General features: G+C 61.3%; 20 protein-coding genes. 16 read left to right on the forward strand and 4 right to left on the reverse strand.

All coding sequences use genetic code 11. The features are described 5' to 3' along the window. Positions 1 to 32: 32 nt before the first annotated feature. Positions 33 to 563 carry a nitroreductase family protein gene (locus tag WMO46_RS10735; protein ID WP_349094339.1) on the reverse strand — a complete coding sequence of 177 codons (531 nt, stop codon included), beginning with the start codon at positions 561 to 563 and terminating at the stop codon, positions 33 to 35. Between the two features lie 77 nt (positions 564 to 640). On the opposite strand from WMO46_RS10735, the gene WMO46_RS10740 reads away from it, so the two are divergent. The 6 genes from WMO46_RS10740 to folE are packed head-to-tail and all read left to right on the forward strand — an operon-like array spanning position 641 to position 4918. After that, a complete protein-coding gene (locus WMO46_RS10740; protein WP_015546914.1) occupies positions 641 to 1480 on the forward strand; it encodes an HAD family hydrolase in 840 nt (279 codons plus the stop codon). A 1-nt stretch (position 1481) separates the two neighbouring features. Then, positions 1482 to 2063, forward strand: a complete 582-nt coding sequence (locus WMO46_RS10745) for a hypothetical protein (protein WP_349094340.1) — start codon at positions 1482 to 1484, stop codon at positions 2061 to 2063. Beyond that, positions 2050 to 2700, forward strand: coding sequence for an ATP-binding cassette domain-containing protein (locus WMO46_RS10750; protein ID WP_195497126.1), 651 nt, complete (start codon positions 2050 to 2052; stop codon positions 2698 to 2700). Before WMO46_RS10745 ends, WMO46_RS10750 begins: the two co-directional genes overlap by 14 nt. A 26-nt stretch (positions 2701 to 2726) precedes the next feature. Further along, a complete protein-coding gene (gene rdgB / locus WMO46_RS10755) occupies positions 2727 to 3308 on the forward strand; it encodes an RdgB/HAM1 family non-canonical purine NTP pyrophosphatase (protein ID WP_026076763.1) in 582 nt (193 codons plus the stop codon). A gap of 4 nt (positions 3309 to 3312) precedes the next feature. Continuing rightward, on the forward strand, positions 3313 to 4290 hold the full coding sequence (locus WMO46_RS10760) for a Gfo/Idh/MocA family protein (RefSeq protein WP_349094341.1): 978 nt from the start codon (positions 3313 to 3315) through the stop codon (positions 4288 to 4290). Positions 4291 to 4309: 19 nt separating this feature from the next. Beyond that, entirely contained in the window at positions 4310 to 4918 is a 609-nt protein-coding gene (folE, locus tag WMO46_RS10765; protein ID WP_019151937.1) for a GTP cyclohydrolase I FolE, read from the forward strand. Positions 4919 to 4958: 40 nt separating this feature from the next. On the opposite strand, the gene WMO46_RS10770 is transcribed toward folE, so the two are convergent. Further along, entirely contained in the window at positions 4959 to 7796 is a 2838-nt protein-coding gene (locus WMO46_RS10770; protein WP_349094342.1) for a helix-turn-helix and ligand-binding sensor domain-containing protein, read from the reverse strand. Between the two features lie 286 nt (positions 7797 to 8082). Between WMO46_RS10770 and WMO46_RS10775 the strand changes: the two genes are divergently transcribed. The 10 genes from WMO46_RS10775 to WMO46_RS10820 all read left to right on the forward strand — a co-directional run bounded on the left by WMO46_RS10775 (position 8083) and on the right by WMO46_RS10820 (position 22952). Continuing rightward, on the forward strand, positions 8083 to 11193 hold the full coding sequence (locus WMO46_RS10775; RefSeq protein WP_349094343.1) for a SusC/RagA family TonB-linked outer membrane protein: 3111 nt from the start codon (positions 8083 to 8085) through the stop codon (positions 11191 to 11193). 18 nt (positions 11194 to 11211) lie between these two features. Continuing rightward, positions 11212 to 12855: a RagB/SusD family nutrient uptake outer membrane protein gene (locus tag WMO46_RS10780; protein WP_195497130.1), complete on the forward strand. Its 1644-nt coding sequence runs from the start codon at positions 11212 to 11214 to the stop codon at positions 12853 to 12855. Between the two features lie 19 nt (positions 12856 to 12874). After that, positions 12875 to 13828 carry a PKD domain-containing protein gene (locus WMO46_RS10785; protein WP_019151942.1) on the forward strand — a complete coding sequence of 318 codons (954 nt, stop codon included), beginning with the start codon at positions 12875 to 12877 and terminating at the stop codon, positions 13826 to 13828. A 21-nt stretch (positions 13829 to 13849) separates the two neighbouring features. Continuing rightward, positions 13850 to 16537 (forward strand): autotransporter outer membrane beta-barrel domain-containing protein, encoded by a 2688-nt coding sequence (locus tag WMO46_RS10790; protein WP_349094344.1) that lies wholly within the window; start codon positions 13850 to 13852, stop codon positions 16535 to 16537. A 25-nt stretch (positions 16538 to 16562) separates the two neighbouring features. Next, positions 16563 to 17465 (forward strand): glycosyl hydrolase, encoded by a 903-nt coding sequence (locus WMO46_RS10795; protein WP_349094345.1) that lies wholly within the window; start codon positions 16563 to 16565, stop codon positions 17463 to 17465. 14 nt (positions 17466 to 17479) lie between these two features. Next, positions 17480 to 19282 carry a glycoside hydrolase family 2 protein gene (locus tag WMO46_RS10800; protein WP_349094346.1) on the forward strand — a complete coding sequence of 601 codons (1803 nt, stop codon included), beginning with the start codon at positions 17480 to 17482 and terminating at the stop codon, positions 19280 to 19282. Beyond that, on the forward strand, positions 19279 to 20523 hold the full coding sequence (locus tag WMO46_RS10805) for a glycoside hydrolase family 5 protein (protein WP_349094347.1): 1245 nt from the start codon (positions 19279 to 19281) through the stop codon (positions 20521 to 20523). The genes WMO46_RS10800 and WMO46_RS10805 overlap by 4 nt, the downstream gene beginning before the upstream one ends. A gap of 198 nt (positions 20524 to 20721) precedes the next feature. Continuing rightward, positions 20722 to 21363 carry a DUF4136 domain-containing protein gene (locus tag WMO46_RS10810; RefSeq protein ID WP_019151947.1) on the forward strand — a complete coding sequence of 214 codons (642 nt, stop codon included), beginning with the start codon at positions 20722 to 20724 and terminating at the stop codon, positions 21361 to 21363. 26 nt (positions 21364 to 21389) lie between these two features. After that, positions 21390 to 22016 (forward strand): outer membrane beta-barrel protein, encoded by a 627-nt coding sequence (locus WMO46_RS10815; RefSeq protein ID WP_129651019.1) that lies wholly within the window; start codon positions 21390 to 21392, stop codon positions 22014 to 22016. 156 nt (positions 22017 to 22172) lie between these two features. Then, entirely contained in the window at positions 22173 to 22952 is a 780-nt protein-coding gene (locus WMO46_RS10820; protein WP_349094348.1) for a class I SAM-dependent methyltransferase, read from the forward strand. Positions 22953 to 23019: 67 nt separating this feature from the next. Here WMO46_RS10820 and WMO46_RS10825 read toward each other — a convergent pair whose 3' ends face one another. Continuing rightward, on the reverse strand, positions 23020 to 24024 hold the full coding sequence (locus tag WMO46_RS10825) for an aldo/keto reductase (protein ID WP_349094349.1): 1005 nt from the start codon (positions 24022 to 24024) through the stop codon (positions 23020 to 23022). Between the two features lie 66 nt (positions 24025 to 24090). Continuing rightward, a partial coding sequence (locus tag WMO46_RS10830; protein ID WP_349094350.1) for an SGNH/GDSL hydrolase family protein occupies positions 24091 to 25116 on the reverse strand: 1026 nt, incomplete at its 5' end.

Consider the following 25116-nt stretch of genomic DNA (forward strand, 5'->3'; position numbering starts at 1 on the left):
CTCCGAAGAGGGCGATTTTCTGTTCCGGGCGGTTATTTCAGCCGGATGATCCGCGTCGCGTCGTCCGCCGCGGGAAGCGGCGCGGGCGTGAAGTCCGAATACCCTGCGGCGATGGCGCAGAGGGGTTCGCAGCCGTCGGGAATGGGCAGGAACTGCCGCAGGTAGTCGGCGGCCGTCTCCCCGTCGGGAGCGTCCTTGCGCCGGGGGCGTCCGTTGACGTGCACCCAGCACGAGGCCAGCCCCTCGTCAACGCAGGCCAGCTGCACCACCGTCGCCGTGATCGCGGCGTTCTCGCGCCACAGGTCGCTCGACGACGTGTCGCCCAGCACCACGATCGCCAGCGGCGCACCCGTCAGGAATCCCGATCCGTAGTCGCGCATGTCGGCCATGCGGGCCACCAGCGCGGGATCGTCGATCACCAGCAGGCGCGACGTGCGCGTGTTGCGGGCCGAGGGGGCCGTGAGGGCTTCGGCGAGGATGCGGTCCACGACCTCGCGGGGAACCGGCCGGTCGGAGAATTTGCGCACCGAACGGCGTTTTGCGATCAATTCCTTGAATTCCATAATCTTTTGCGTTTTCGTACGGTTCTTGCAAAAATAGTTAAAAAAAACTATCTTTGAGAATCAAAACCTTGAAAACGATGGAATTCAGATTCACCATAGCACTCATCTACGATTTCGACGGCACGCTGGCCCCGGGCAACATGCAGGAGTACGATTTCATTCCGGCCGTCGGCAAGAGCAACAAGGAGTTCTGGACCGAGGCCAACACGCTGGCCGAGGAGCAGGATGCCGATATGGTCCTCACGTACATGGCCCGGATGATCCAGGAGGCCAAGTCGAAGGGCCTGTCGCTGCGCCGCGAGGCGTTTCAGGATTCGGGCCGCCGCGTGACGCTCTTCGCGGGGGTCAAAGAGTGGTTTTCGCGCATCAACGCCTACGGGGCCGGGCGGGGCATCCGCATCCTGCACTACATCAACTCCTCGGGGCTGAAGGAGATCATCGAGGGCACGGAGATCGCCCACGAGTTCCGCAAGATCTACGCCTGCTCGTTCCTCTACGACGTGGACGGCATCGCCTACTGGCCCGCCGTGGCGGTCAACTACACCAACAAGACGCAGTTCATCTTCAAGATCAACAAGGGCGTCGAGTCGGTTTTCGATTCGAAGCTGGTCAACCGCTACATCCCCGAGAACGAGCGTCCCGTGCCGTTCAAACACATGATCTACGTGGGCGACGGGACCACCGACATCCCCTGCATGCGGCTGGTCAAGAACTCCGGGGGCCATTCGATCGCGGTCTACAACCCCGACCGGAAGGGAGCCAGCAAGGAGATGGCCTCGCTGATCCACGACAACCGCGTGAGCCACGTATGCCCGGCCGACTACACGGAGGGTTCGGAGATGGACATCCTCGTGAAGACCATCATCGACAAGATCGACCTCGACGACAGGCTGGAAAAACTGGAGGTCGTCCGATAACATGCTTGCCGGGAAAGTCTACTCCGGACGGCTGGTGCGCCCGGCCCTGTTCGGCGGATCGCCCGAGTGGACCGCCGGGGTGCGCCGGCATCCTGCCGCGGTCGTCGCCGCGGCCGTCGTGCTGCTCGTCTGCGCCTGCATCCCCTATGCCGGATTTCCGGCCCTTTATCTCGCGGCGGCGGCCTGCGGGGCGTTCTATGCCGCGAACGAACCTCTGCAACTCCTGCTGCTGCCCGAAAAGGGTGCCGCGCGGCTGCTCGCCTGCAAGGTCTTCACGGCCTGGCGCAACTACTTTCTGATGACCGCCCCTTTCGCCGTGCTGGCACTCCTCGCACAGCCCCGTTCGGCCTGGATGGCCGCGGCGTGGGCCCCGCTGGCGGCGTTGGCGCTGCTCTATTTCGTCGCGGCCAAATACGCCCGCTACGACCCGGCGGACGAATCCCCGCGCTGGCCGCTGGCTGCCCGGCTGGGCGCCGCGGGATTTCTCCTCCCGCCCCTGCTGCCCCTCAGCCTTTGCCTCGTGGTGAGCTACCTGCTCCGGGCCGAACGCAACCTCAGCCGCTACCTTTATGATTACGATTGACGCCCTCCGGATTCGTGACGGGGAGCGGACGCTCCTCGATGGTGTGACGATGCACCTCCCGGCGAATGCCGTCCACGGCATCGCAGGCGAAGGACGAAGCGTGCTGTTGCAGGCGTTGTACGGGCTCGTCGTCCCCGACGCGGGGCGCATCACCCTCGGAGGGCATCCCCTGCGGCGGTGCGACGTGGGGTTTGCGGAGGCGGAACCCCGCTTCTGGCCCGGGCTGACGGTGCGCGACTGTCTCGACCTCGCGGTCCGTTACAATCCCGGGTCGAATCCCGCGGCTATGCTCCGCCGTCTGCCCGTGCCGCTCGACGCGGAGGCCGCGGCGCTCCCCGAAGCGGAGCGGAAACGGCTGGCGCTGGTCCTGCTGTTGCTGAATCCCAAACGGGTCCTGCTGCTCGACGAACCTTTCCGCGACCTCGATGTCGAGAGCGCCTTCATGCTTCGCCAACTGATCCTGCAACTCGGCTCGGAGGGCCGCACGGTGCTCGTCGCCGCACGGCTGGCGGAGCTGGACGGCATCTGCGACGATTTCTACGTGCTTGGCGGCGGGGTTGTCCGCGGCCGTTACGAACACTATGAGTTTGCCCGGGCGGTCCGGGAAGCGGCCGCTTCGGGAATCCCGGAAAAATAAGTACTTTTACAAAAAAATTCCATGCCATGAAGATCGTTTTCGCCACGAATAACGCCCACAAGCTCTCCGAAGTGCAGGCTGTGCTGGGCGACGCCTTCACCCTGCTGACGCCCCGCGACTGCGGCGTTGAGGAGGATATTCCCGAGGAGCAGGAGACCCTCGAAGGCAACGCCTCGCAGAAGTCGCACTACCTCCACGGCCGCACCGGGCTCGACTGCTTCGCCGACGATACGGGGCTGGAGGTCGAGGCGCTGGGCGGCGCCCCGGGCGTGCACTCGGCCCGTTACGCCACCGACGGCCACGATTTTGCGGCCAATAATCGCCTGCTGTTGAAAAACCTCGAAGGCGCGGAGAACCGCCGGGCGCGTTTCCGTACGGTCATCTCGCTGATTCTCGGCGGCGAAGAGCACCTTTTCGAAGGCGTCGTCGAGGGGCGGATCATCGATCGCGAGGCCGGGCACGAGGGGTTCGGCTACGACCCGCTGTTCATCCCCGACGGCTACGCGAAGACCTTCGCCGAGATGACCACCGACGAAAAGAACGCCGTTTCGCACCGCGCCCGTGCCGTGCGCAAACTGGCCGAATTCCTCCGTTCGATCGAAAAATAGCCGTATGGAAAACGTCAATTGGGGCATCCTGGGCTGCGGCGACGTTTGCGAACGCAAGAGCGGCCCGCCGATGTACAAGACCCCGCATTCCGCCCTCGCGGCCGTCATGCGCCGCGACGCCGCCAAGGCCGCCGATTTCGCCCGCCGGCACGGCGTGCCGAGGAGTTATACCGACGCCGATGCGCTGATCGCCGATCCCGGCGTGGACATCGTCTACGTCGCAACCCCGCCCGACAGCCACCGGGAACTCGCCCTGAAGGTGCTGGCCGCCGGAAAACCCGTCTACGTCGAGAAGCCGATGGCGATGAACCATGCGGAGTGCCTTGACATGATCGCCGCGGCGGAACGCTCCGGGCAGCGGCTCTTCGTCGCCTATTACCGCCGGGCACTGCCCTACTTCCTGAAAGTGAAGGAGTTGATCGATGGCGGGGCCGTCGGCGAGGTGCTGAGCGTCGAGGTGCGTTATTTCCGTCCGGAGAGCCCCGGGGACCGCGATCCGGCACGCCTTCCGTGGCGGCTGCGCCGCGAGGTCGGCGGGGAGGGCTATTTCTGCGACATGGCGCCCCATACGCTCGACATCCTCGATTTCCTGCTCGGGGAGATCGCCGACGCCCGGGGGTGCAAGGCCAACTGCGGGGGATTCTACGACGTGGCGGACACCGTCGCGGCGTCGTTCCGCTTCCGTTCGGGCGTGCCCGGCACGGGGATGTGGTGCTTCGTCGCCCCGCCCTCCGCTGCGGAGGATTCGGTGGTCGTCACGGGCCGCAAAGGCTCGGTGCGGTTCAGCACGTTCGATTTCACGCCGGTCGAACTGGTGACGGCGCGGGGCGTCGAACGCTTCGAAATCGCCCCTCCGGAGCATATTCAGGGCCCGCTGATCGAAACGATCGTCCGGGAGCTGCGCGGCGAGGGCGTGTGCCCCTCCACGGGAGTCTCCGCGGCGCGAACTTCGCGGGTGATGGATGAGATAATGAAAGAATAAATCGCTATCTTTGCGCCCTATGGAGACGAAAAACTACGACAAGGAGGAGCGTTTCGACCCTGCGACCGTCGAGGCGCTGAAACTCCACTATGCGGAGATCCTGCGCCTGCTGGGCGAGGACCCCGCGCGCGAAGGGCTGCTGAAGACCCCCGAACGGGTGGCCAAGGCTATGGCGTTCCTGACGAAAGGTTACGACGAAAATCCGCTCGACATCATCCGCTCGGCGATGTTCCGCGAGGAGTACCGGCAAATGGTGCTCGTCAAGGACATCGAGCTCTATTCGCTCTGCGAACACCACATGCTGCCCTTCTACGGCAAGGCCCATGTGGCCTATATTCCCAACGGTTACATCACGGGTCTTTCGAAAGTGGCCCGCGTGGTGGAGTGCTTCGCCCGCCGCTTGCAAGTGCAGGAGCGGCTGACGGTGCAGATCCGCGACTGCATTCAGGAGGCCCTCAACCCGATGGGCGTGGCCGTGGTGATCGAGGCCAGCCACATGTGCATGCAGATGCGCGGCATCGAGAAGCAGCAGTCGGCTACCACCACGTCGGCTTTCACGGGTGTCTTCCTGTCGAGCCAGCGGACCCGCGAGGAGTTCATGACCCTCATTTCCCACCGCTACCGTTAGACTTACGCCCGTTCCGGCGCGGCGGCGTCCGGCGCATCTGTTACCGGAGGACCGACCCGATATTGTCGTTGGAGCCGAGTCCCAGTTTCTTGCGCAGCCGGTAGCGGGCCATTTCCACGCTGCGCGGTGAGATGTTCATCAGTTCGGCCGTCTCCTTGGTCGAAAGGTTCAGTTTGATATAGACGCACAGCCGCAGGTCGGTCTGTGACAGCGACGGATAGTTGGCCCGCAGCCGGTCCAGCAGACCGTCGTAGATCGTGTTGAAATAGTTCTCCGACAGCTGCCAGTCGCTGTCGTCCTTGAGCTGGGCGTTGATCTGGCGGATGACCCGTCCGACGATCGTTTTGATTCGTCCCGATCCTTCGACCGTGAGCAGTTCCGAGACCTCGCTTTTCAGCTCGTTGAGCATGTTGTTGCGGCGAATGCTGTTCATGGTGATATTTGCCAGCCGTTTGTCCTTGTTGCGCAGGTCGGTTTTCAGTTTCTCGCGTTCCAGTTCCGAGATCCGCTTCTCTTTGAGCAGGTTTTCCCGTTCGAGTTGTTCGAGCTCCTTCTCCCGGCGCTCCTTCTCCCGGCGGAGCACGGCCTCTTGCGCCAGACGGTTCTTGCGGATGTAATAGCCTCGCACTCCGGCGAGCAGCAGCGTGACGACCAATACGTAGAGGAGGATCATCGGCCACGAAATGTACCACGGGGGACGCACCCAGACTTCGACCTGCCGGGTATCCGACGGATCGGCGGCGCCCGGGGCGCGCAGTTCGACGGTGTGGCGGCCGTGCGGCAGCGCGGGGATTTGCAGAAATTCGTCGATATGCACCGTCTGCCATTCGGGAGCCAGCGATGCGATCCGGTATTCGAGCTGCTGCCCCGGCGGGAGGCGGATCGGCCAGATGCGCAGCGTGTTCATCGCTGCGGGAATCTCGAACACCGGATCGTCGAGCCGGTGATAGCGCGTTTTATTGGGCCCTTGCGCCGCCACCATGCCGATTTCGACGGGTTGTGACGGGGAACTGCCTCCGTAGGAGAACCCGATGCCGTTGCGGAATCCGATGACTCCTGCATCGCCGACCGTCCGGAATCCGCTTGAGATCCGCTCCCTGGTCGCCTGTGCGAGGATGCTGGCGCAGCGGTTCAGCGAATTGCCCGTTCGTTCGACGTAGCCCGTTTCGTCGGCTGCCACGTACCAGAAGCGGTTGTCCTGCTGGACGATGCTTTTCACCCCCCCCCGACCGCACAGTCCGAGTATCTGTTCGGCGCCGGGAGCGCGGACGAGCGAGTCCGTCACGTAGTCGATGCGGTATGCCCGGTCGTCGCAGCACAGGATCAGTTCCTGGTCGATGCGGGTCGAGAACACATTGCCGTCCGTTCCCGCGGCCAGGTCGTAGTTGCGGGCTTCGACGACGCTGCATTTGTCCTCGGAGAGCGTCAGCCGCACGAATCCCACGCCGAGCACCGTGACCCAGATGCGGTCTTTCTCGTCGATGCGGATGTTGCGTGTGAATCCGCTGTAATCGGCGATTCGGGATACGGGTTGCAATCCCTCGTCGGTGTGCCGCAGCAGGCTGACGCCCGAGTAGGTGCTCATGATGTAGAATCGCCGGTCGTTCCGGCACCGGCGCAGCGAGTAGACGCCGCTTCCCGTGACGACCGGCGTGAGCCGAAGCCCCTCTGCCAGCCGGAAGAGCCCCAGATCGTGAAGCACATAGATCCGGCCGCCGATTTCATCCAGTTCCCACACCGAACCCGTACTGCCCGGGATCAGGTTCAGCGAACCGTCGTTGTCCAGCAGGAAAAGCCCCTTGTTCGAGCCTATGAGCATCCGGTCGTCGCCGAGTCCGAGCACGCCGTGAACCTGTCCCAGCCGGGAGTCGGTGAAGTAATAGTCCTGCGTGCTGTTGTCGATGGCCGCCGCGCCCGAATCGAGCCCGAGCCAGATGTTGCCGCGCTCGTCCGCCGCGGCGCTCAGGATCGTAGCGTTGTCGAGTTCCCGGCCATAGGGGATCGAGTGGCTGGCCGAACCGTCGTTGTCGATCAGGAACAGCCCCCGGCGGGTGGTTCCGACCAGCAGCAGTTCGGCGTTGTAGCGTCGGCAGCACATGATCTTGGCATCCGCCAGCAGGGCGTTGGTCGCGGTGTCGAGCGGTGCGATGCGCCCTTCGTTGTCGATGGAGAACATGCCGGCATGTTCCACGGCCGCCAGCAATTCGCCGTTGCGCCCCGAAACGAGATTGATGATGCGGCTCGGGACGTTGCAGACGATTCCGCGGCTCAGGTCGTCGCCCAAGCGGCAGAGGGTGGCGCCGTCCTGGAAATAGATGCGTCCGTCCACCTCGTACATATACCGGAAGGCGTCCTGCGGGTGCAGTTCGCGGATCGCGCCCGACAGCAGGTCGTAAATGCAGATCTTTTCGCGGCATTGGAAATAGACCCGTCCCGAATGGGTTTCGAGTGCGATCCGCCAGAAATCATTGCTCCGGGAGCGGAAGTCGGGATTTTTGTAGAGCGTCGTGTAGGCGAGCCGGCCGTAGTCGTCGCGCACCCAGTATCCGAATTCGTTGACTCCGGCCGTATAGAGCCTGCCCGTTTCGGCGTCGTAGCGCAGGGCCCGGAGCACGGAGTTGCCCTCGGGGCGGTAGTTGTTCCAGCGGATGCCGTCGTAGACGCAGAGCCCGTCGTTGGTTGCGAAAAAGATCCGGCAGCCGTCCCCTCCGTCGGCCGTTATGTCCCACACCTGCGTATGAGCCACGGGTTCTGCGCTTTGCGCAAAGCGTTCCACATGGCGCAGACCGCAGCGGATCGCGGCGGCGGCATCTCCTGCCAAAACCGTCAGGACGACCGGCAGCAGCAGACGTAACGGGGTAAGAATCGTTCGGCCCATCGTTCGGATGCGTTTTCTTTCCACAAATATATTAAATATATTAAGAAAAACGAACCGGCCCGGAATCACGGGAATGTCGTATGCGCTGTGAAACGGATTTTCGGGCGGTGAAATCATTGATAATAAACGGTTTGAATGCCGATTTGTAGGGATTTGGATGATTCCGGAAATCGGCTGTGTCGTAGTTTTGTAGGGGTTGAAAAATTCGGATTCGTTCCTTGAAATTTTACTTTTGGACAGGAATTGTTTCTAAAATAATTTATAAGCTAACCTAAAATCCAAATCTATGAATGAAAATCTACACGGAAGAGCCGTTCTCCCGGGGTTGCGCAGGATGCTGCTGGCATTGGCCGGCACGTTGTTTCTGCTGCCGGGATCGGCGCAGTCCCAAAGCACCGTTTCGGGTATCGTGACGGATGCGTCGGGCGAAGGCATCGCCGGTGTGGCGGTCATCGTCAAAGGCACCACTACCGGCACTTCGACCGATATGAAGGGCGCTTATACGATCCGTGCGTCGAAATCCGATGTGCTGGTGTTCAGCTTCCTCGGATACAAGACGCAGGAGGTGGCCGTACACAACCGCATGGAGATCGACGTGCGCTTGGAGAGCGATGCGCAGCTGGTTGACGAGGTGGTGGTCGTGGGTTACGGCGTTCAGAAGAAAAGCCTTGTGACGGGAGCCATCTCGTCAGTCAAGGGTTCGGCCCTCGAAACGACGGGCATCATGCGTGCCGACGATGCGCTGGCCGGGAAAACAGCCGGCGTACAGGTCGTGTCGAACTCCGGACAACCCGGATCGGATGTCCAGATTTACATCCGCGGTATCGGCACCAACGGCACGGCGATACCTATTTATATCGTTGACGGAATGGCCGTTTCGGGCATCGAGTACCTCAACCCGGGCGACATCGAATCGATCGAGGTGCTGAAAGATGCCGCCGCTTCGGCGATTTATGGAGCCCGCGGCGGCAACGGTGTCGTTCTGATCACGACGCGGCGCAGCAAGGACGGACAATGGAGCGTCAACTACGACTTTTCGTACGGTATCCAGAACATCGCCCGTAAGATCGACGTGCTGAACGCCCGCGAATACGCCATTATCCAGAACGAGGCTGCGGCCAATTCGGGCGCGACGCTTCCGTTCACCGACGAGCAGATCGCCTCTTTCCGTCAGGGAACCGACTGGCAGGAGGCCATTCTCAACCGCAATGCCGGCGTGCAGCGCCATAACGTGCGCGTTTCGGCCGGCACGGCCCGTTCGTCGTTCAACGGATCGGCTTCGTATCTGAATCAGGACGGCATTCTGGCTGAGGGCAAGTCGAATTTCAAGCGTTATACGATCAACCTCGCCGCCGAACACAAACTGCTGCGCAACGATGCGCTGACCGTCGGCGAGAACGTCGTGGTGAGCCACGTCAAGAAACAGTCGGTGACGCAGAACTCCTCGACGGCCGGACCGCTGGTCGGCGCCCTGAACATGGACCCGCTCACGCCGGTTTACGATCCCTACCAGACCGACGAGCTTTACGGCGGCTTCGGCGTCTCGAAATACGTGTCGCAGGAGGTGGTGAACCCCGTGGCGCGCATCTACTATTCGAACGGACGCACGCTCTATACCACCATGAAGGGGAGCGTCTTCGCGGAACTCAAGTTCCTGAATGATTTCCGGCTGCGCGGTTCCGCCGGCGCCGACATCACCTGGACCGACGGATTCGGCTATTCCCCGATGTATAAACTCAACTCGACGACCGGGAACACGTCGGCCAACGGCGCATCGCAGAGCTATGACCAGAACCGCCGGTTCAGCTACGAAGGTTATCTCACCTGGGGGCATGTCTACGACGGGCGGCACGACGTGTCGGCGATGATCGGAGCTTCGCTGCTCCAGCGTAGCTCCCTCTCGCTGAGTGCCAGCCGCAACGATCTGAAAATCGACGACGAGGACCACGCCTATATCTCGATGGCGACCAACTCCTCGGCATCGGCGAGCGGCGGTCCGGGCAATCCCTCGGCCATCGTGTCGTTCTTCGGGCGTGTCAACTATGCCTACGACAACCGCTATATGCTCACGGCCACCGTCCGCCGCGACGGGTCGTCGCGTTTCGGCCCCAACAACCGTTTCGGTACGTTCCCCTCGGTCTCCGTGGGCTGGAATGTCGCCAACGAGAGTTTCCTGCGCGATGTCCGCTGGCTCGACGCCCTGAAATTCCGCGCTTCGTGGGGACAGAACGGTAACGAGAATATCGGCGATTTCGCCTATCTGGCGACCATTTCGACCTACGGCCTCGGCTATTCCTTCGGGTCGCAGAATGCGAACGGCAGCCTCGCGGTCGGAGCGGCTCCGGTCAAGGTGGTCAACCCCGATCTGAAATGGGAGACCTCCGAGCAGACCGATATCGGTCTCGACGTGCGGCTCTTCGGCTGTCTCGGACTTACGTTCGACTACTATGTCAAGAAGACCAAGGACCTGCTCGTGACGACGCCCGTTCCGCTGATGCTGGGCAACTCGTTCCCGACGGCCAACGCCGGCAACGTGAAAAACTCGGGCGTGGAGTTCGCCGTGGATTTCCAGCGGCAGTTCGGCAAGTGGAATATCGCCGTGAACGGCAACATCTCCTACAATAAGAACCGGGTCACCTATGTCGGAACCGACACCGGCTATGTCACCGGTTCGACCGTCCAGGGCATTACGGGTGCCGTGACCCGCATGGAGGCCGGACACGCCATGTCCTATTTCTGGGGCTACAAGACGCTGGGAATCTTCCAGAATCAGGCCGAGATCGACGCATGGGTCAACTCGAAAGGGGTGCAGATCCAGCCCGACGCCCGTCCCGGCGACTTCCGCTATCAGGATACCGACGACAACGGCACGATCGACGACAACGACCGGGTGGATCTGGGCAATCCCTTCCCGAAGGTGACTTTCGGCCTTAACGTCAATGTCAGCGCCTACGGTTTCGACCTGGGCATCACCTCTGCGGGGCAGGCCGGCAACAAAATATTCAGTGTCCTGCGCCGTCCCGATCTGACGATGAGCAACTACGGAGCCTGGGTGCTCGACCGCTGGCACGGCGAGGGAACGTCGAACTCGATCCCCCGCGTGGCGCATAACGACACGAATCTGAACTGGACGCGGCCGTCGGATTTCTACCTCAGGGACGGGGATTTCTGGCGCATCCGCAATATCACGCTCGGCTATACGGTCAATATTCCCGAGAAGTATTACCTGCGCAAGGTGCGTGTCTTCGCGTCGGTCGATAACGCCTTCACGTTCACGAAATACGACGGCTACGATCCCGAAGTGGGCAACGGCGGGTCGATCCTCGGATCGGGCATCGACCGGGGCGTCTATCCCCGTCCGCGCACCGTATCGGTCGGCCTGAACCTCACCTTCTAACCCGAAAAAACAACTGTTATGAAACATACCGGAATTTATTCGATCGTCGCTGCGGGCCTGATGTGTCTCGGAGGCGGGGCCTGCAACTCGCTGCTCGACCTCACGCCGCCGATGAACGATGTCGAAGACAACTTTTACCGATCGTCCAAGGACATGTACCAGTCGCTCACCTCGGCTTACAACGTGCTGACCTGGAGCGCCCCCAAGGCTGTCAGCGGCGGCGCGCAGAACTGTGCGTTCGAGGTGGTCAGCGAGATCCTCGGGGACTGCTGCTACGCCGGAGGCGCCAGTGCCAACGACGCCGTGCAGACCAGCCGCCTCGACCGCTTCACGATGCTGGTTTCGGACCTCTATCCCGAAGCCCTGTGGCACAAATACTACACCGGCATTTACCGTTGCAACAAGTTTTTCGAGAAGATCGACGGCGCCGCGTTCGAAGATGAGGACCTGCGTGCCATGTACAAGGCCGAGGGACATTTCCTGCGGGCTTACTACTATTTCGATCTCGTGCGTCTGTTCGGCAACGTGCCGCTGATCCTCACGCCGCTCACCCCGGCCGATTTCGCCCAGAAACAGGCGGAGCCCGCCGCTGTCTACGAACAGATCGCCACCGACCTGCTGACGGCTATCGGAATGAAGCGCGCCGACGGTTCTCCGGCGATGACCGAGGCCGCCAACCAGTTCGACTCCGCGGACAAGGGCCGCGCCACGCTCGACGCCGCCAAAGCCCTGCTCTGCCGCGTATGGCTCTATTATACGGGGTATTACGGTCGGCAGGAGCTGCCCGGAGTCTCCGCGGAGGAGATGATCCGCATGATCGAGGAGGTGGCCGACAGCGGCAACTACTCGTTCCTGGCCAATGCCTATGCGAAAGATACGGCGAGCGGCGTCTCCCCGCTGTGGAACGTCTCGAACAAAAACTGTTCGGAGGAGGTCTTCACCATCCAGTATTCGGCCCTTTCGAAGTGGGGCGATTGGAGCAACCGCGAGGGTTGTATGGGCAATCAGGCCGTGATTCTGTGGGGCATCCGCGACGTTGCCTCGCCTTATGCCGCCGGCTGGTCGTTCGCTCCGGTGGACAAGCGCCTTTTCGACGCCTACGATCCCGCCGACCCGCGCCGCTGGGCGACGCTCATCAATGCCAATGCCGCCGAGGGCGACAACGACGGCGAAGGGCTGAAATACACGGAAGGGTTCCAGAACACGGGCTATTTCTGCCGCAAGTTTACGCCGCTGACGGCCAACAATGCCTCGTCGGGGTCGCGTGAGCTGAACTATCCGAACAATTATCCCTCGATCCGCTGGACGGACGTGCTGCTGATGGCTGCCGAAATGGAGTTCCGCTACGGCTCGCAGAGCAAGGCGTTCGGATATTACGCCAAGGTGCGCGAACGTGCGCTGGGCGCCGGGTCGGCCGGCAATGCCGGAGAATTGACGCTGAACAAGATTCTCGATGAACGCCTGCTCGAACTGGCCCTCGAAGGCCATCGCTATTGGGATGTTCTGCGTCAGGGCGATACCTACGCAGCCAGTGTCCTGACCAACGGCGAGGAGGGCGAATTCGCCGTCACGTGGGACAGGACGCGCCGCGGCCTGCTGCCGATCCCGCAGTATGAGATCACCCAGTCGCGCAATTCGCTGGTGCAGAACCCCGGCTACTAACTTTCAAAACGAACTTTCCATGAAAAAGATAATCAGCATACTGACCATCGCGTTCGCGGCCGTGGGGTGCACGATCGACGAGCGCCCCGAACTGCCCGACGGACGTGTCTCCGACCTGAAAATCGTCGTGACGCCCGGTGAAGTGCAGAACACCTATCTGCTGCGCACGAACCGCACCGACGTGATCGGATTCTGGGACCTCGGCAACGGCAACACCGCTTCGGGCGTCAATTCGGTAACGGCCGAATACCCCTTTCCGGGCGATTATACGATCTCGTTGAAAGCCTACGGCGACAACGGGCGCACGAACGACGTTTCGGTGAAACTCTCCGTGACGACGGAAAACCTCTTCCTGCTGAACGATCCGATGTACACCTACATCGCCGGAGAGATCGGCGGCGAGGGCAAGACCTGGATGCTCGATGCCGAGCGTCAGGACCATATCGGCCTGTTCAATCCCAACAACGTGAGCGACCGCTGGTGGGGCGTCAGCCCGAACGGAAAGGCCGGCTGCGAGCTCTACGACGACGAGGCGACCTTCATCCTCAACAGCGAACGCGGCCAGGCTTTCGGCTATGTGAACAACGGCAAGAGTTCGACGCTGAACAACATGACCCCTGCTATGGAGCTTTACAACGACGGGGCATGGAGCGCGACGGCCTATAACCTGGCCTCGACGAACGACTACATCGTCGCCTGTACGCCGCCTTCGAACATGGGTTGGAGCCTTTCGCAGACGGGAGGGCGCTATTACATCTCTTTCCCCTCGACCAATGCCGGTCACGGCGGCTACCTCTTCTATTTCTGCGGCTGGAATACGCAGTACGAGGTCCGGGCCATCTCGGAGACCCATATGAAGATTTTCATGTGGTCAACGATCGACGGCAAACTGTCGCTGCGCCAGCTGTTGCTGCGCACCAGGGAAACGGCGTCGAACAACGATCCGATCGAGTGGATCTGGTCGAAGGATTAACCCGCAAAACCGATTGACATTATGAAAAAACTGCTTTATATCCTTTGTGCCGCCGCGCTGGCCGCGGGATGTTCGGACGACGACGCTTCGTCCTACTACCTCGATGAACTGGTTATCGACACGGCCAACTGCCTCGCGGAAGGCAGCTACGTGCAGGGCGTCGAAGCGAACGACCTCTGCCGCATAAAGATTCCCTACGAGAACGCCAAGGGAGGCACGGCGCGCATCAGTGCCCCCGAAACCAACGGCCTGCGCATCGACGCGCAGGAGGTGACGCTCGTGTCGGGAGCGGGTGAAGCGACGGTGGCCGTCAAGGGTACGCCCCTGCTGCTCGAAACCTCGTTCCTGCAACTCAACGTCGAATACCGGGCCAAGACCTATCTTTCGAGCGTCGAAATCGCCGTGCTGGAGGATGTGGACCCGTCGGGGACGATCGAATTCGAGATCGACCGCACGCCGCTCACGGGTCTGACCGCTCCCGAAACCATCGCTTTCACCGTCAGCCCGACGATGGCCGCGGTCGTCGAATCGGGCACGACGCCCGACGGGCTGCGTGTCAACGTGGTTTCGGACCCGGCGACCGGCGAAGGTACCGTCACGTTCACTCCTGCCGCCAATTTCCTCGGCGGCGAGGTGGAGTTGACCGCCTCGTTCGGCGCCCGTCCGCCGCAGGTGTGCAAGATCCGCGTCAGCGCTTTCGCAGCCGGAGAAGGTACGGCCGACGCTCCCTATGAGGTCACCTCCGCCGCGGAACTCGAAAAGATCGGCTACGGATTCGACAAGGCTTTCCGCCTCGCTTCGGATATTGTTCTCGACAATAACTGGACGCCCGCCGGCACCGAGGCGCAGCCCTTCACGGGTTCGCTCGACGGCAACGGCCGCAAGATCACGCTGGCGCTCGACCGTCCGGCGGAGGATTATGTCGCCCTTTTCGCCCGTGTCGGTGCGGGTGCCGAGGTCACGAACCTGACGCTCGACGGCAGTGTCACGGGCCGTAATTACGTCTCGGCGCTCGCTGCCGAAAGCGAGGCTTCTCTTTCGGCCGATGTTTCGGCCGTCACGGTCAGAGGGGAGAATTTCGTCGCCGCATCCGTCGCTTCGGGTGCGGGCCGGGATGCCCGGGTGATCGAGTTCGGTACGGTTCCCGCGGCTGTCAACATCACGATGGGCTTGGATTCGGCCACCGAATCGCTGGGACTCGTGACCAAGGGCGCGACGGTGACTTTCGATCCGGGTGCGACCGGCACGTCGTGGAGCTACGACGACGCTTCGGGGAACTTCACCGTCACCAAGGAGGCCGATTTTTCCGGTGGAGATGTCACGTTCAGCGTGTCGCTCGGCGACCGGGTGACTTCGACGGTGCACACCATTGCGGTTTCGTCGAAAAATATGTACGAAAGCGGTTCGGGCATCGAGGGCGATCCCTACGTGGTGATCGACGCCGATCAGTTCACCGCGACGCTGCACACCTATCCGGCGGCCCACGTGAAACTGACGGAGGACATCGCCGTTTCCGACTGGGAGACCATTCCCTCGTTCTCGGGCTCGCTCGACGGCGACGGACATACGGTCGAGGGGCTGACGGCGCCTTTCGTTGCGACGCTTACGGGTGCGGTGAAGAACGTGAAGTTCTCCGGTGTGAATATCTCTGCCGGAAAGAGCGCCTGCGGAGCCGTGGCCAACCTGCTCGACGGACATGTCGAAGGAGTGGCCGTGACGGGTACGCTGTCGGCGGAATCGGGTGCATCGTCAGCCGATACGGGCTTCGGAGCCATTGCCGGACAGGCGCAGGGTTCGTCCGTCATCAATAACTGCTATGTGAATGTCACAATGACCACCAATTCGAATTTTGCGACCGGAGGTCTGGTCGGTGTCATCAAGGCTTCGAACGGTGTCACGATGTCCTACTCGACGGTCGAAGGCTCGATTTCCGGAACGATTTCCGGCACGAAGCTGGGCGGTATTCTGGGTCGCAAAACCAATACGAACCAAAATTCGAAGGATATTATCAAAGGATGTCTGGTGACTGCCGAAGTGAAGATGTCCGGTGAGGGTTCGAATATGATCGGCGGTATTTTCGGCGCTTTGCAGGGATCGACCGTCAGCGGCGATTACGTCGGCGGCATCACCATCGAGAAGAGTGCCTTTACGGGAAGCGTCAGCGGCGGAAACGCTGTGGGCGGCATCGGCGGCGTATGTTGTTCGGTCCGCGACTGCTATGTCGGCGGCTCGGTGCAGGCGATCAGCGTGTCGTCTTCCAGTACGGCTGCTGCGGCCGGAATCTCGGCTGCCGTCAAGGGTGACGTTGAACGCTGCGTGGTCTGCGGGGCGCGTGTGACGGGAGGTCCGAAGGGCACTTCCTATACGGCCGGTATCGTGAACATCAAGAACGGCAATACTCCGAAGACGACCGGTTGCGCCGTGATCGCCACCACGATCCAGACCGGAGGGTTTGCCATTTACGGTACGGCGTCGGGCGATATTACCGCTACGTCCAATTACCGTTGGAATGTCTCCTATGCCGATGCGTCGGCTTACGTCGCACTGGATACCGATACCTATGGCCAGGACGGCGTCGAGCAGGAGCCGACGCAGGCGTTGTTCGAAAGCCTCGGCTATGACTTCGCATCGGTATGGACCTGGGACGCTGCGGCGTCAGCCCCGAAATTGCAGAAGACGGGCTGCGACGATGCCGTGAAAATCAACTAACTAACCGAGAATAAGAAGACTGATTATGAAAAAGATACTGTTTATCCTCATTGCTCTGGTGTGCGCCGTCACGGCGTGCACCAAAGAGCAGATGATCTCGGACCTGCCCGAGGACATCAACAAACCCGAGGGCGGAACGACCGGGGCCACGAAGGCCAAACGCGGCGTCTGCCAAAGCACCAACACGCTGGATTTCGGACAGAAACTCGTCTATCTGAAGGCCAACTGGTATTACACCTGGGGGCTCGATCCGAGCAATACGGTCGAGGGCGCGGAGTTCGTGCCGATGTTCTGGGGTGCCTCGTCGGTCACCAAGGACAACTGCGACAAGATCAACAAACTCTATGAAGAGGGGCGGGTTTTCTATGTGTTGGGATTCAACGAACCCGATCTGAAAGAGGAGTCGAACATGAGTGTCTCCGATGCTCTCGAAAAGTGGGAATTTCTTTGTCAAAACCTCGACAGCCGCATCAAACTCGTAAGTCCGGCCCCGTCGTACCCCACGCGGGCCTGGCTCGACGAATTTATGGCCGGCGTCGCGCAGCGGGGACTGCGCTGCGATTACGTCGCCGTGCACATGTATGCGGGCATCGGAACCCAGAACTACCAGTCGGTGATCCGCGACGTTTATAATAAATTCGGCAAGAAAATCTGGATCACCGAGTTCGCGCCGCGCGACGACAATGCCAAGAACAACGGCTACAACAGTTACACCGAGAGCCGCGTACTCGATCAGATGAAGGTGCTGCTGCCGGCCTACGAGGGGATGAACGAGGTGTTCCGCTACTCGTGGTTCGGGTGTGCTTCGCCGACGATGATCGGCCTGATCACCTCGCGCTTTTTCGGCGACGACGAGCGGATCACCTCGCTGGGCGAATATTACGCCACGCTCGAACCCAACGACGATATTCGGCTTAAAAATCAATAAACTGCACGAACCGCATGAAAAAAATCCTGATCCTGGCAGCCCTGCTGTCGGCCTCTCTTGCCTACGGACAGCGCACCGAAGGGCTCGATCCGCTGATCCAGCATGTCTACGGGCGCGAAATCCGGTCGCTGAACGGCTATTGGAACTATTTCGCCGATCCGCTCGAAACCGGTTACTACGACTACCGCCGGCGACCCGATCCCAACGGTTTCTTCAAGGACAAGCAGGTGGACAACGTTACTGCGTGGAAGGAGTACGACTTCGACCTTTCGCCCGTGATGGCCGTTCCCGGCGACTGGAATACGCAGGTGTATCAGCTCTTCCACTACGAAGGGATGGTCTGGCTGCGCCATAAGTTCCCGGCTGTCCGCGAGGCCGGAAAACGGCAGTACCTCTATTTCGGGGCTTCGAACTACCTCACCCATGTCTTTTTGAACGGGGAGCATGTCGGCGACCACGAAGGCGGCTATACGCCGTTCAATTTCGATGTGACGGACCTGCTCCGCGACGGGGAGAATACGCTGGTGGTGGCCGTGGACAACAAACGGCTGCCCGAACGCGTGCCGACCATTATCTGCGACTGGTTCAACTACGGCGGCATCACGCGCGACGTGATGTTGGTGTCGGTTCCCGAACGCTTTGTCGAGAGTTACACCGTGCGGCTGAAACCCGGTACGACCGACACCGTCGAGGCTGTTGTGCGCATGAACGGGAAGGAGGCCGGGCAGCATGTCGGATTTGCGATTCCCGAACTGAAAATCGACCTTCGGGGAACGACCGACGCCGACGGGGTCGCCCGGTTCGAAAAGCGCGCCCGGATCGGTCTCTGGTCGCCCGAATCCCCGAAACTCTATGCCGTCGAAATCGCATCGGACGACGACCGGGTGGAGGACGAGATCGGATTCCGCACCATCGAGACCCGCGGCCGCGAAATACTGCTCAATGGAAAACCGATCTTCCTGCGCGGCATTTCGATCCACGAGGAGGCGGCATTCCGCAACGGGCGCATCGCCAAGGTCGAGGAGGACCGCACGCTGCTCGGCTGGGCCAGGGAACTGGGCTGCAACTACGTTCGTCTGGCCCATTATCCGCACAACGAACAGATGGTGCGCGAGGCCGAACGGATGGGACTGCTCGTGTGGAGCGAGATTCCGGTTTACTGGACGATTCTCTGGGAGCGCGAGGATGTTTACGCCAATGCCCTGAACCAGCTCGACGAGATGATCGAACGCGACCAGAACCGCTGCAACGTCATTATCTGGTCGATCGCCAACGAAACGCCCCACGGCGACGCCCGCGACCGGTTCCTCTCGTCGCTGGCCGCCTATGCCCGCGAAAAGGACCCGACCCGTCTGATCTCGATGGCGATGGAGCGCAACGACAAAAGCCCGGAGGTGCTCTCCGTGCAGGATAACATGAACGAATATGTAGACATCATCAGCCTGAACGAGTATGTGGGCTGGTACGACGGGACGAACGAAAAGATCGACCGCGTGCGCTGGGAGATCGACTACGAGAAGCCGGTCATGATCTCGGAGTTCGGCGGCGGCGCCCCTTACGGCAAGCGCGGTGAAGCCACGGAGATCTGGACCGAGGAGTACCAAGCCGACCTCTATCGCAAGACGCTGCGGATGATCGAAGAGCGGATGCCGCCGGTTTCGGGCATTTCGCCCTGGGTGCTCAAAGATTTCCGTTCGGCGCGCCGGCTGCTGCCCCAGACGCAGGACGGCTTCAACCGCAAGGGGGTCATCTCCGACCGCGGCGAACGCAAGCAGGCATTCTACGTACTTCAAGATTATTACAAAACGAAAAGATGATCGCAATTTTCAAACATCTCATCCTCTCTCTCGCCGCGCTGTGCTGTGCGGCATGTGCCGGCCGTGCCGGCGGTTCGCCGGATTTCATCCGCACCGACGGCGTGAATCTGGTCGATGGGAACGGGAACCGTTTCGAAATCCGGGGCACCAACCTCGGACACTGGCTCAATCCCGAGGGTTACCTCTTTCAGTTTCCCAAAAGCGCCAATTCGCCGCGCCGCATCCATGAAGGTCTGTGCCAGCTGGTCGGTCCGGCCTATATGGAGCGTTTCTGGCGTACGTTCCGCGAGAACTACATCACACGCGAGGATATAGATTACATCGCTTCGACCGGAGCCACGACCGTGCGTCTGCCGTTCCACTACAAACTTTTCACCGCGGAGGAGTATCTCGGGCTGCATGATCCCGAGGAGGGCTTCGCCCTCGTGGACCGCGTTGTGGAGTGGTGCCGCGACGCCGGGCTGCGGTTGATTCTCGACATGCACGACTGTCCGGGCGGGCAGACCGGCGACAACATCGACGATTCGTACGGTTATCCGTGGCTGTTCCGCAGTCCGGAGATGCAGGAACGCTTCATCGCCGTCTGGCGCGGCATTGCGGCCCGTTATGCGGACGAACCCACGATCCTCGGCTACGACCTGATGAACGAACCGATCGCCCACTATTTCGAGGACAAGGAGGAGCTGAACGCCGAACTCCAGCCGTTGATGATCCGGACGGCCAAGGCTATCCGCGAGGTGGATTCCCGCCACATTCTGATCCTCGCCGGAGCGCAGTGGAACACGAATTTCAAGGTTTACGACGACTGGACCTTCGATGACAATCTGATCTTCACGTGCCATATCTACAAGTGTCCGCCTTCGGTCAATTCGCTCAAAGGCTTCGCGGCTTTCCGCGACAAGTCGCAATGCCCGATGTATATGGGCGAAACCGGCGAGAATACCGACGAGTGGGTCGGGAATTTCCGCAGGGCGCTCGACGAGATGAACATCGGGTGGACTTTCTGGACTTACAAGCGGCTCGATGCCCGGCCGTCGTTTGTGAGCGTGCCGATGCCCGAAGGCTGGCAGAAGATCTGCGATTTCCTGGCGGCCGACCGTTCCGAATACGGATTCATCCGTGAAGCTCGTCCGAACCAGTCCGAGATGCGCCGCGTGCTCGATATTTACCTCGAGAACTGCAAATTTGCGAATTGCCGTCCGAATGACACGTATGTCGCTGCATTGGGGTTGAATCCCTGATTGCCTCGCAAGACGTTCGGGTTCTGAGAGATATTCGCCGCCGGAACGACCGGGGCTCCCACGACGGGAGTCCCGGTTTTTCGTGCTTCGAAAACGGTTTCTTTATGCGCGATTCGGGCCCTGCGCCGGGAAACCCGCGCGCGGGGAACGGAATTTGAAACGATGGTCGGGACAGCAAACCAAAAAAATTAAACAACCATGAACGTCAAAAAATTACGTTACTTTGCGTTCGCACTCATTGCAGTTGCGTTCTGCGCGTGTCAGAAGGAGCCTTCGACATCGGACCTTCACCGGGATTATCTGGTCTACACAGCCCACGACACCGACACCGATTTCGCCGCCATCGACACTTACTACCTCCCCGACAGTATTCTGGTGATCGGGAACAGCGACAAAACCGAATACTGGAAAGACGCCGACGCCCTGGAGATCATCGGCACGGTCGCCGGCAAGATGAACGCCGCCGGATACACCCGCACCGACGACAAGGATGCCGCCAACGTGGGCATCCAGCTCAGCTACGTCCGGAAAGTGACCTACTTCGTAGGCTACGACTATCCCTACTGGTGGTGGTACTACCCCTACTACTGGGCTCCCGGATACTGGGGCGACTGGGTCGGCTGGCACTACCCTTACAGCGTTTATTACGGATACACGGCCGGTTCGCTGCTGTTGGAGATGCTGGACCTCGAAGCCGATCGGGAGAGCAACAAGAAACTGCCCGTCGTGTGGGACAGTTTCATCGGCGGTCTGCTGACTTCCGATGCGGAACTCAACCGGCAGCGCACGATCGCCGGCGTGGAGCAGGCTTTCGAGCAGTCGCCTTATCTGGCAAAATAGTTTAACAGCAAAAAATTCGTCCGATTATGAAAACATCGAAATACTTCAAAACCATCGCTATCTGCGCCGTTATGCTTGCCGCGGCCCTGCCGGGCAAGGCGCAGTTGTTCCCCAAGACCTACATCAACATCGACTGGCAGGTGGGCGTGCCTCTGGGCGCCGATTTCGCCGACAAGACCTCGGGCTGGGGCATGAACTTCGAAGGCGGTTACTTCGTGACGCCGGCCATCACCGTGGGTCCGTTCATCTCCTACCAGACCAATCTGCAAAGCATTTCGCGTCAGACGCTCGATCTGGGCGGCGGCTCGGCGCTGACCACCAACCAGAAACACGCCCTGTTCCAACTGCCGTTCGGCGTTACGGGACGTTACAACTGGCTTACCGACAGCGTATTCCAACCCTATGCCGGCCTGAAGCTGGGCGCCAGCTACGCCGAAATGTCGTCTTACTACTATGTCGTCAAGCAGTACACCGACACATGGGGATTCTTCATGTCGCCGGAGATCGGCGTGTCGATCTTCCCGCGCCCCGACTACCGGCTGGGTTTCCACGTGGCGCTCTATTACAGCTACGCCACCAACAGCGGCGATGTGCTGACTTACTCGATCAACAACATCAACAATTTCGGCATACGTGTCGGCATCTCGTTCTGACACCCGTCGGGTGACGCCTCACCGGAAGCGCCGGGCCTTGTACGAAGGTCCGGCGTTTTCGTGCGGACGGATTTGGCGGTTCCGTTTCGAAGAACTATCTTGCGGGACCGAAACATTGTTTCAGCCGTCCGACGGACGGCCCGAATATTCCCGATTATGAACAACGAAAACAAAGAACCGATCTTCGAATTCGATTTGACCCTCATCGCCGATTTTTTCCGCGCTCTCGACCGGCAGGGCCCCGGCGGCGACGAACAAACCATCCGGGCTTTGGGGTTCCTCCCGGCGACTGGTCCCGGACTCCGCGTCGCCGACATCGGCTGCGGTACGGGGCGGCAGACCGAAGTGCTCGCCCGGCACCTCGACGGCACGATCACGGCCGTGGACCTGCTGCCCGGAATGATCGAGGAGCTTCGCGCACGGATGAAGCGCACAGGGCTGAGCGAAAAGGTCACGGCCCTCGTCGGGTCGATGGACGAACTGCCCTTCGGCGACGAAGAGCTGGACCTCATCTGGGCCGAGGGGTCGATCTACAACATCGGCTTCGAGAGGGGGCTTACCGAGTGGCGGCGGTTCCTCAAACCCGGGGGCGTGATCGCCGTCACCGAGTGCTCGTGGCTCGCGCCCTCGCGGTTGCCGGAGACGGCGTACATCCGGGAGAATTTCCCGGACATCGGCACCCCTGCGGCCAAGGTGCGCATCCTCGAAAAGGCCGGATACGTTCCGCTGGCGCATTTCGTGCTGCCGCAGCATTGCTGGATGCAGAATTACTACGCTGCGGTGGCCGCGCGCATCCCCGACTTTCTGGAAGAGCAGGGCCACAGTCCGGCTGCGGTCCGCATGGCCACGCTGATGCGGGAGGAGATCGAACACTACTGCGCCCACGGAACGGACTACGGATATGTTTTCTACATCGGGCAGAAACCCGAAAAGTAATCCTGCCGCCGTAACGCGAAAAGGTCCGCTTTCCGAAGAAAGCGGACCTCTCTTTTCCATGCCGGGGTCATCCCCGCGAGAGCGCGTCGATCCGCGCCAGTTCCTCGTCGGAAAAGGCCGTGTTCTCCAACGCCCGCAGGTTGTCTGCGATCTGGGCCGTCGAGCTGGCTCCGATGATGACCGTCGTCACGCGGCTGTCGTGCAGCAGCCACGCCAGCGCCATTTCGGCCAGCGTCTGCCCGCGCTGCCGGGCGAGGTCGTCGAGGCCGCGGATGCGGGCCAGCATCGCGTCGGTCAGCACGTCGCGCCGCAGCGAACGCCCCTCGGCCATGCGCGAATCCTGCGGAATGCCGTTGAGGTAGCGCCCGGTCAGAAGCCCCTGCGCCAGCGGCGAGAAGGCCGCGAACCCTGCGCCCGACTCGGCGGCCAGCGACAGCACGCCCGATGTCGCGGGCTCGCGGTTGAAAATGTTGTATTTGTCCTGAAACAGCAGGCACGGCACGTCGCGCTCGGCCAGGTAGCGGAATGCGAAACGCTCCGCCGCGAGCGGGTAGCGCGACAGCCCGGCGTACAGCGCCTTGCCGCTGCGCACGATGTCCACCAGGGCCTGAAGCGTCTCTTCGAGCGGCGTTTCGGGATCGTAGCGGTGCGAATAGAAAACGTCCGCATAGTCGAGCTTCATGCGCCGCAGGCTCTGGTCGAGGCTCGCCATGAGGTATTTGCGCGAACCCCAGTTGCCGTAGGGCCCCGGCCACATGTCGTATCCGGCCTTGGTGGCGATGAACATCTCGTCGCGGTAGGGGCGGAACGACCGCTCCATCAGGCGTCCGAAATTCTCCTCGGCGGTTCCGTAGGCCGGGCCGTAGTTGTTCGCCAGGTCGAAGTGCACGATCCCGCGGTCGAAGGCGTAGTGGGCCATCTCCTGCACTTTGGAGAAGGTCTGCTCGCTGCCGAAATTGTGCCACATGCCCAGCGACAGGGCCGGCAGCTGCACGCCGCTGCGCCCGGCGCGGCGGAAAATCATGCCGTTTTCGTAACGCGACGGCGACGGCTGGTAGAGGGGTTCGATCATAGCTGTCCGATTTTGGATTCCAAGACAAAGATACGATTTTTTTGCCGCCGTTCTCCGTCGCCCGGACTACTCGATGCCGTATTTCCGGAGTATGCGGGCGATGCGGGGCGTCAGCGCGTCCAGCATCCGTTCGAACCCGAGGTCCGTGGGGTGTACGCCATCGACGGTCGCCTCGTGGTCGTCTCCCAGATCTATGCCGGGGTCTATGAAATAGATGTTTTCGTCCCTTTCGAGGAGTTTCTCCATCCCTTTCCGGGCGGCTTCGCGCTTGTCGGCTTCGAAAGCGTGTTTTTTCAGGTCGAAGTTCCCGCTTTCGCGCACCTCCGTCTGGAGGAAGATCAGCGGCGTCGCGGGGTGGCTTTCGCGGATGCGCCGGACGAATCCTTCCAGACGCTCTTCGATCTGCTGCGGCGACGGATTCGAAAAAACGTCGAACACGAAGGCATCGGCCCGGGTCTCCGCGGCGATGCGCGCGAAGAACGTGTCGAGCTTGCATTGTCCGCTGGCCCCGAGGTTGACGAATCCGAATCCCAGCGCGCGGCCCAGTCGTGCGGCGTAGGCCATTCCCGGACGGCTCGCCGAGGTGCCGTGCGTGATGCTCGACCCGATCACCACGATCCGGTGACGGAAGGGGTCGGGAGCGGCTTCCAGCCGCGCACCTTCGTCGGTCCCGATTTCGAGGGCGGCGATTTCGTCGTGCAGCGGGAGGTAGAGCAGGCACTCCTTCATCGTCGTATCCATGTGTTCGACGACGGGGGCTTCGTGCTGCGTTCCGGATCGGTTCGGCACCCCGACCCCGGCGAAGACCCATTTGCCGTCGCGGCGGATGTAGAGGTCGAGCCCGCGCTGTGCGATGAGCGTCGAATTGGCTCCGGGGAGTTGGTTGACGGTGGTCCACCGGGCGCGGATGTTGCGGCTGTCGGTGCGGAACGCCACGGCCAGCCCCGTGGAGTAGCGGTAATATCGCGTGACCGTCGGGGTCAGCTCGGGGTAGCGGGCCACCTCGATACGCTGGAATGCCGAACCTCCCGGTTGGGCTTTGTTAACGATCGTGAGATTTGCCGCGTCCGCATATTTCACCGGCGTGTTCTC

It is taken from the genome of Alistipes intestinihominis, assembly GCF_040095975.1.
GTDB lineage: Bacteria > Bacteroidota > Bacteroidia > Bacteroidales > Rikenellaceae > Alistipes > Alistipes senegalensis.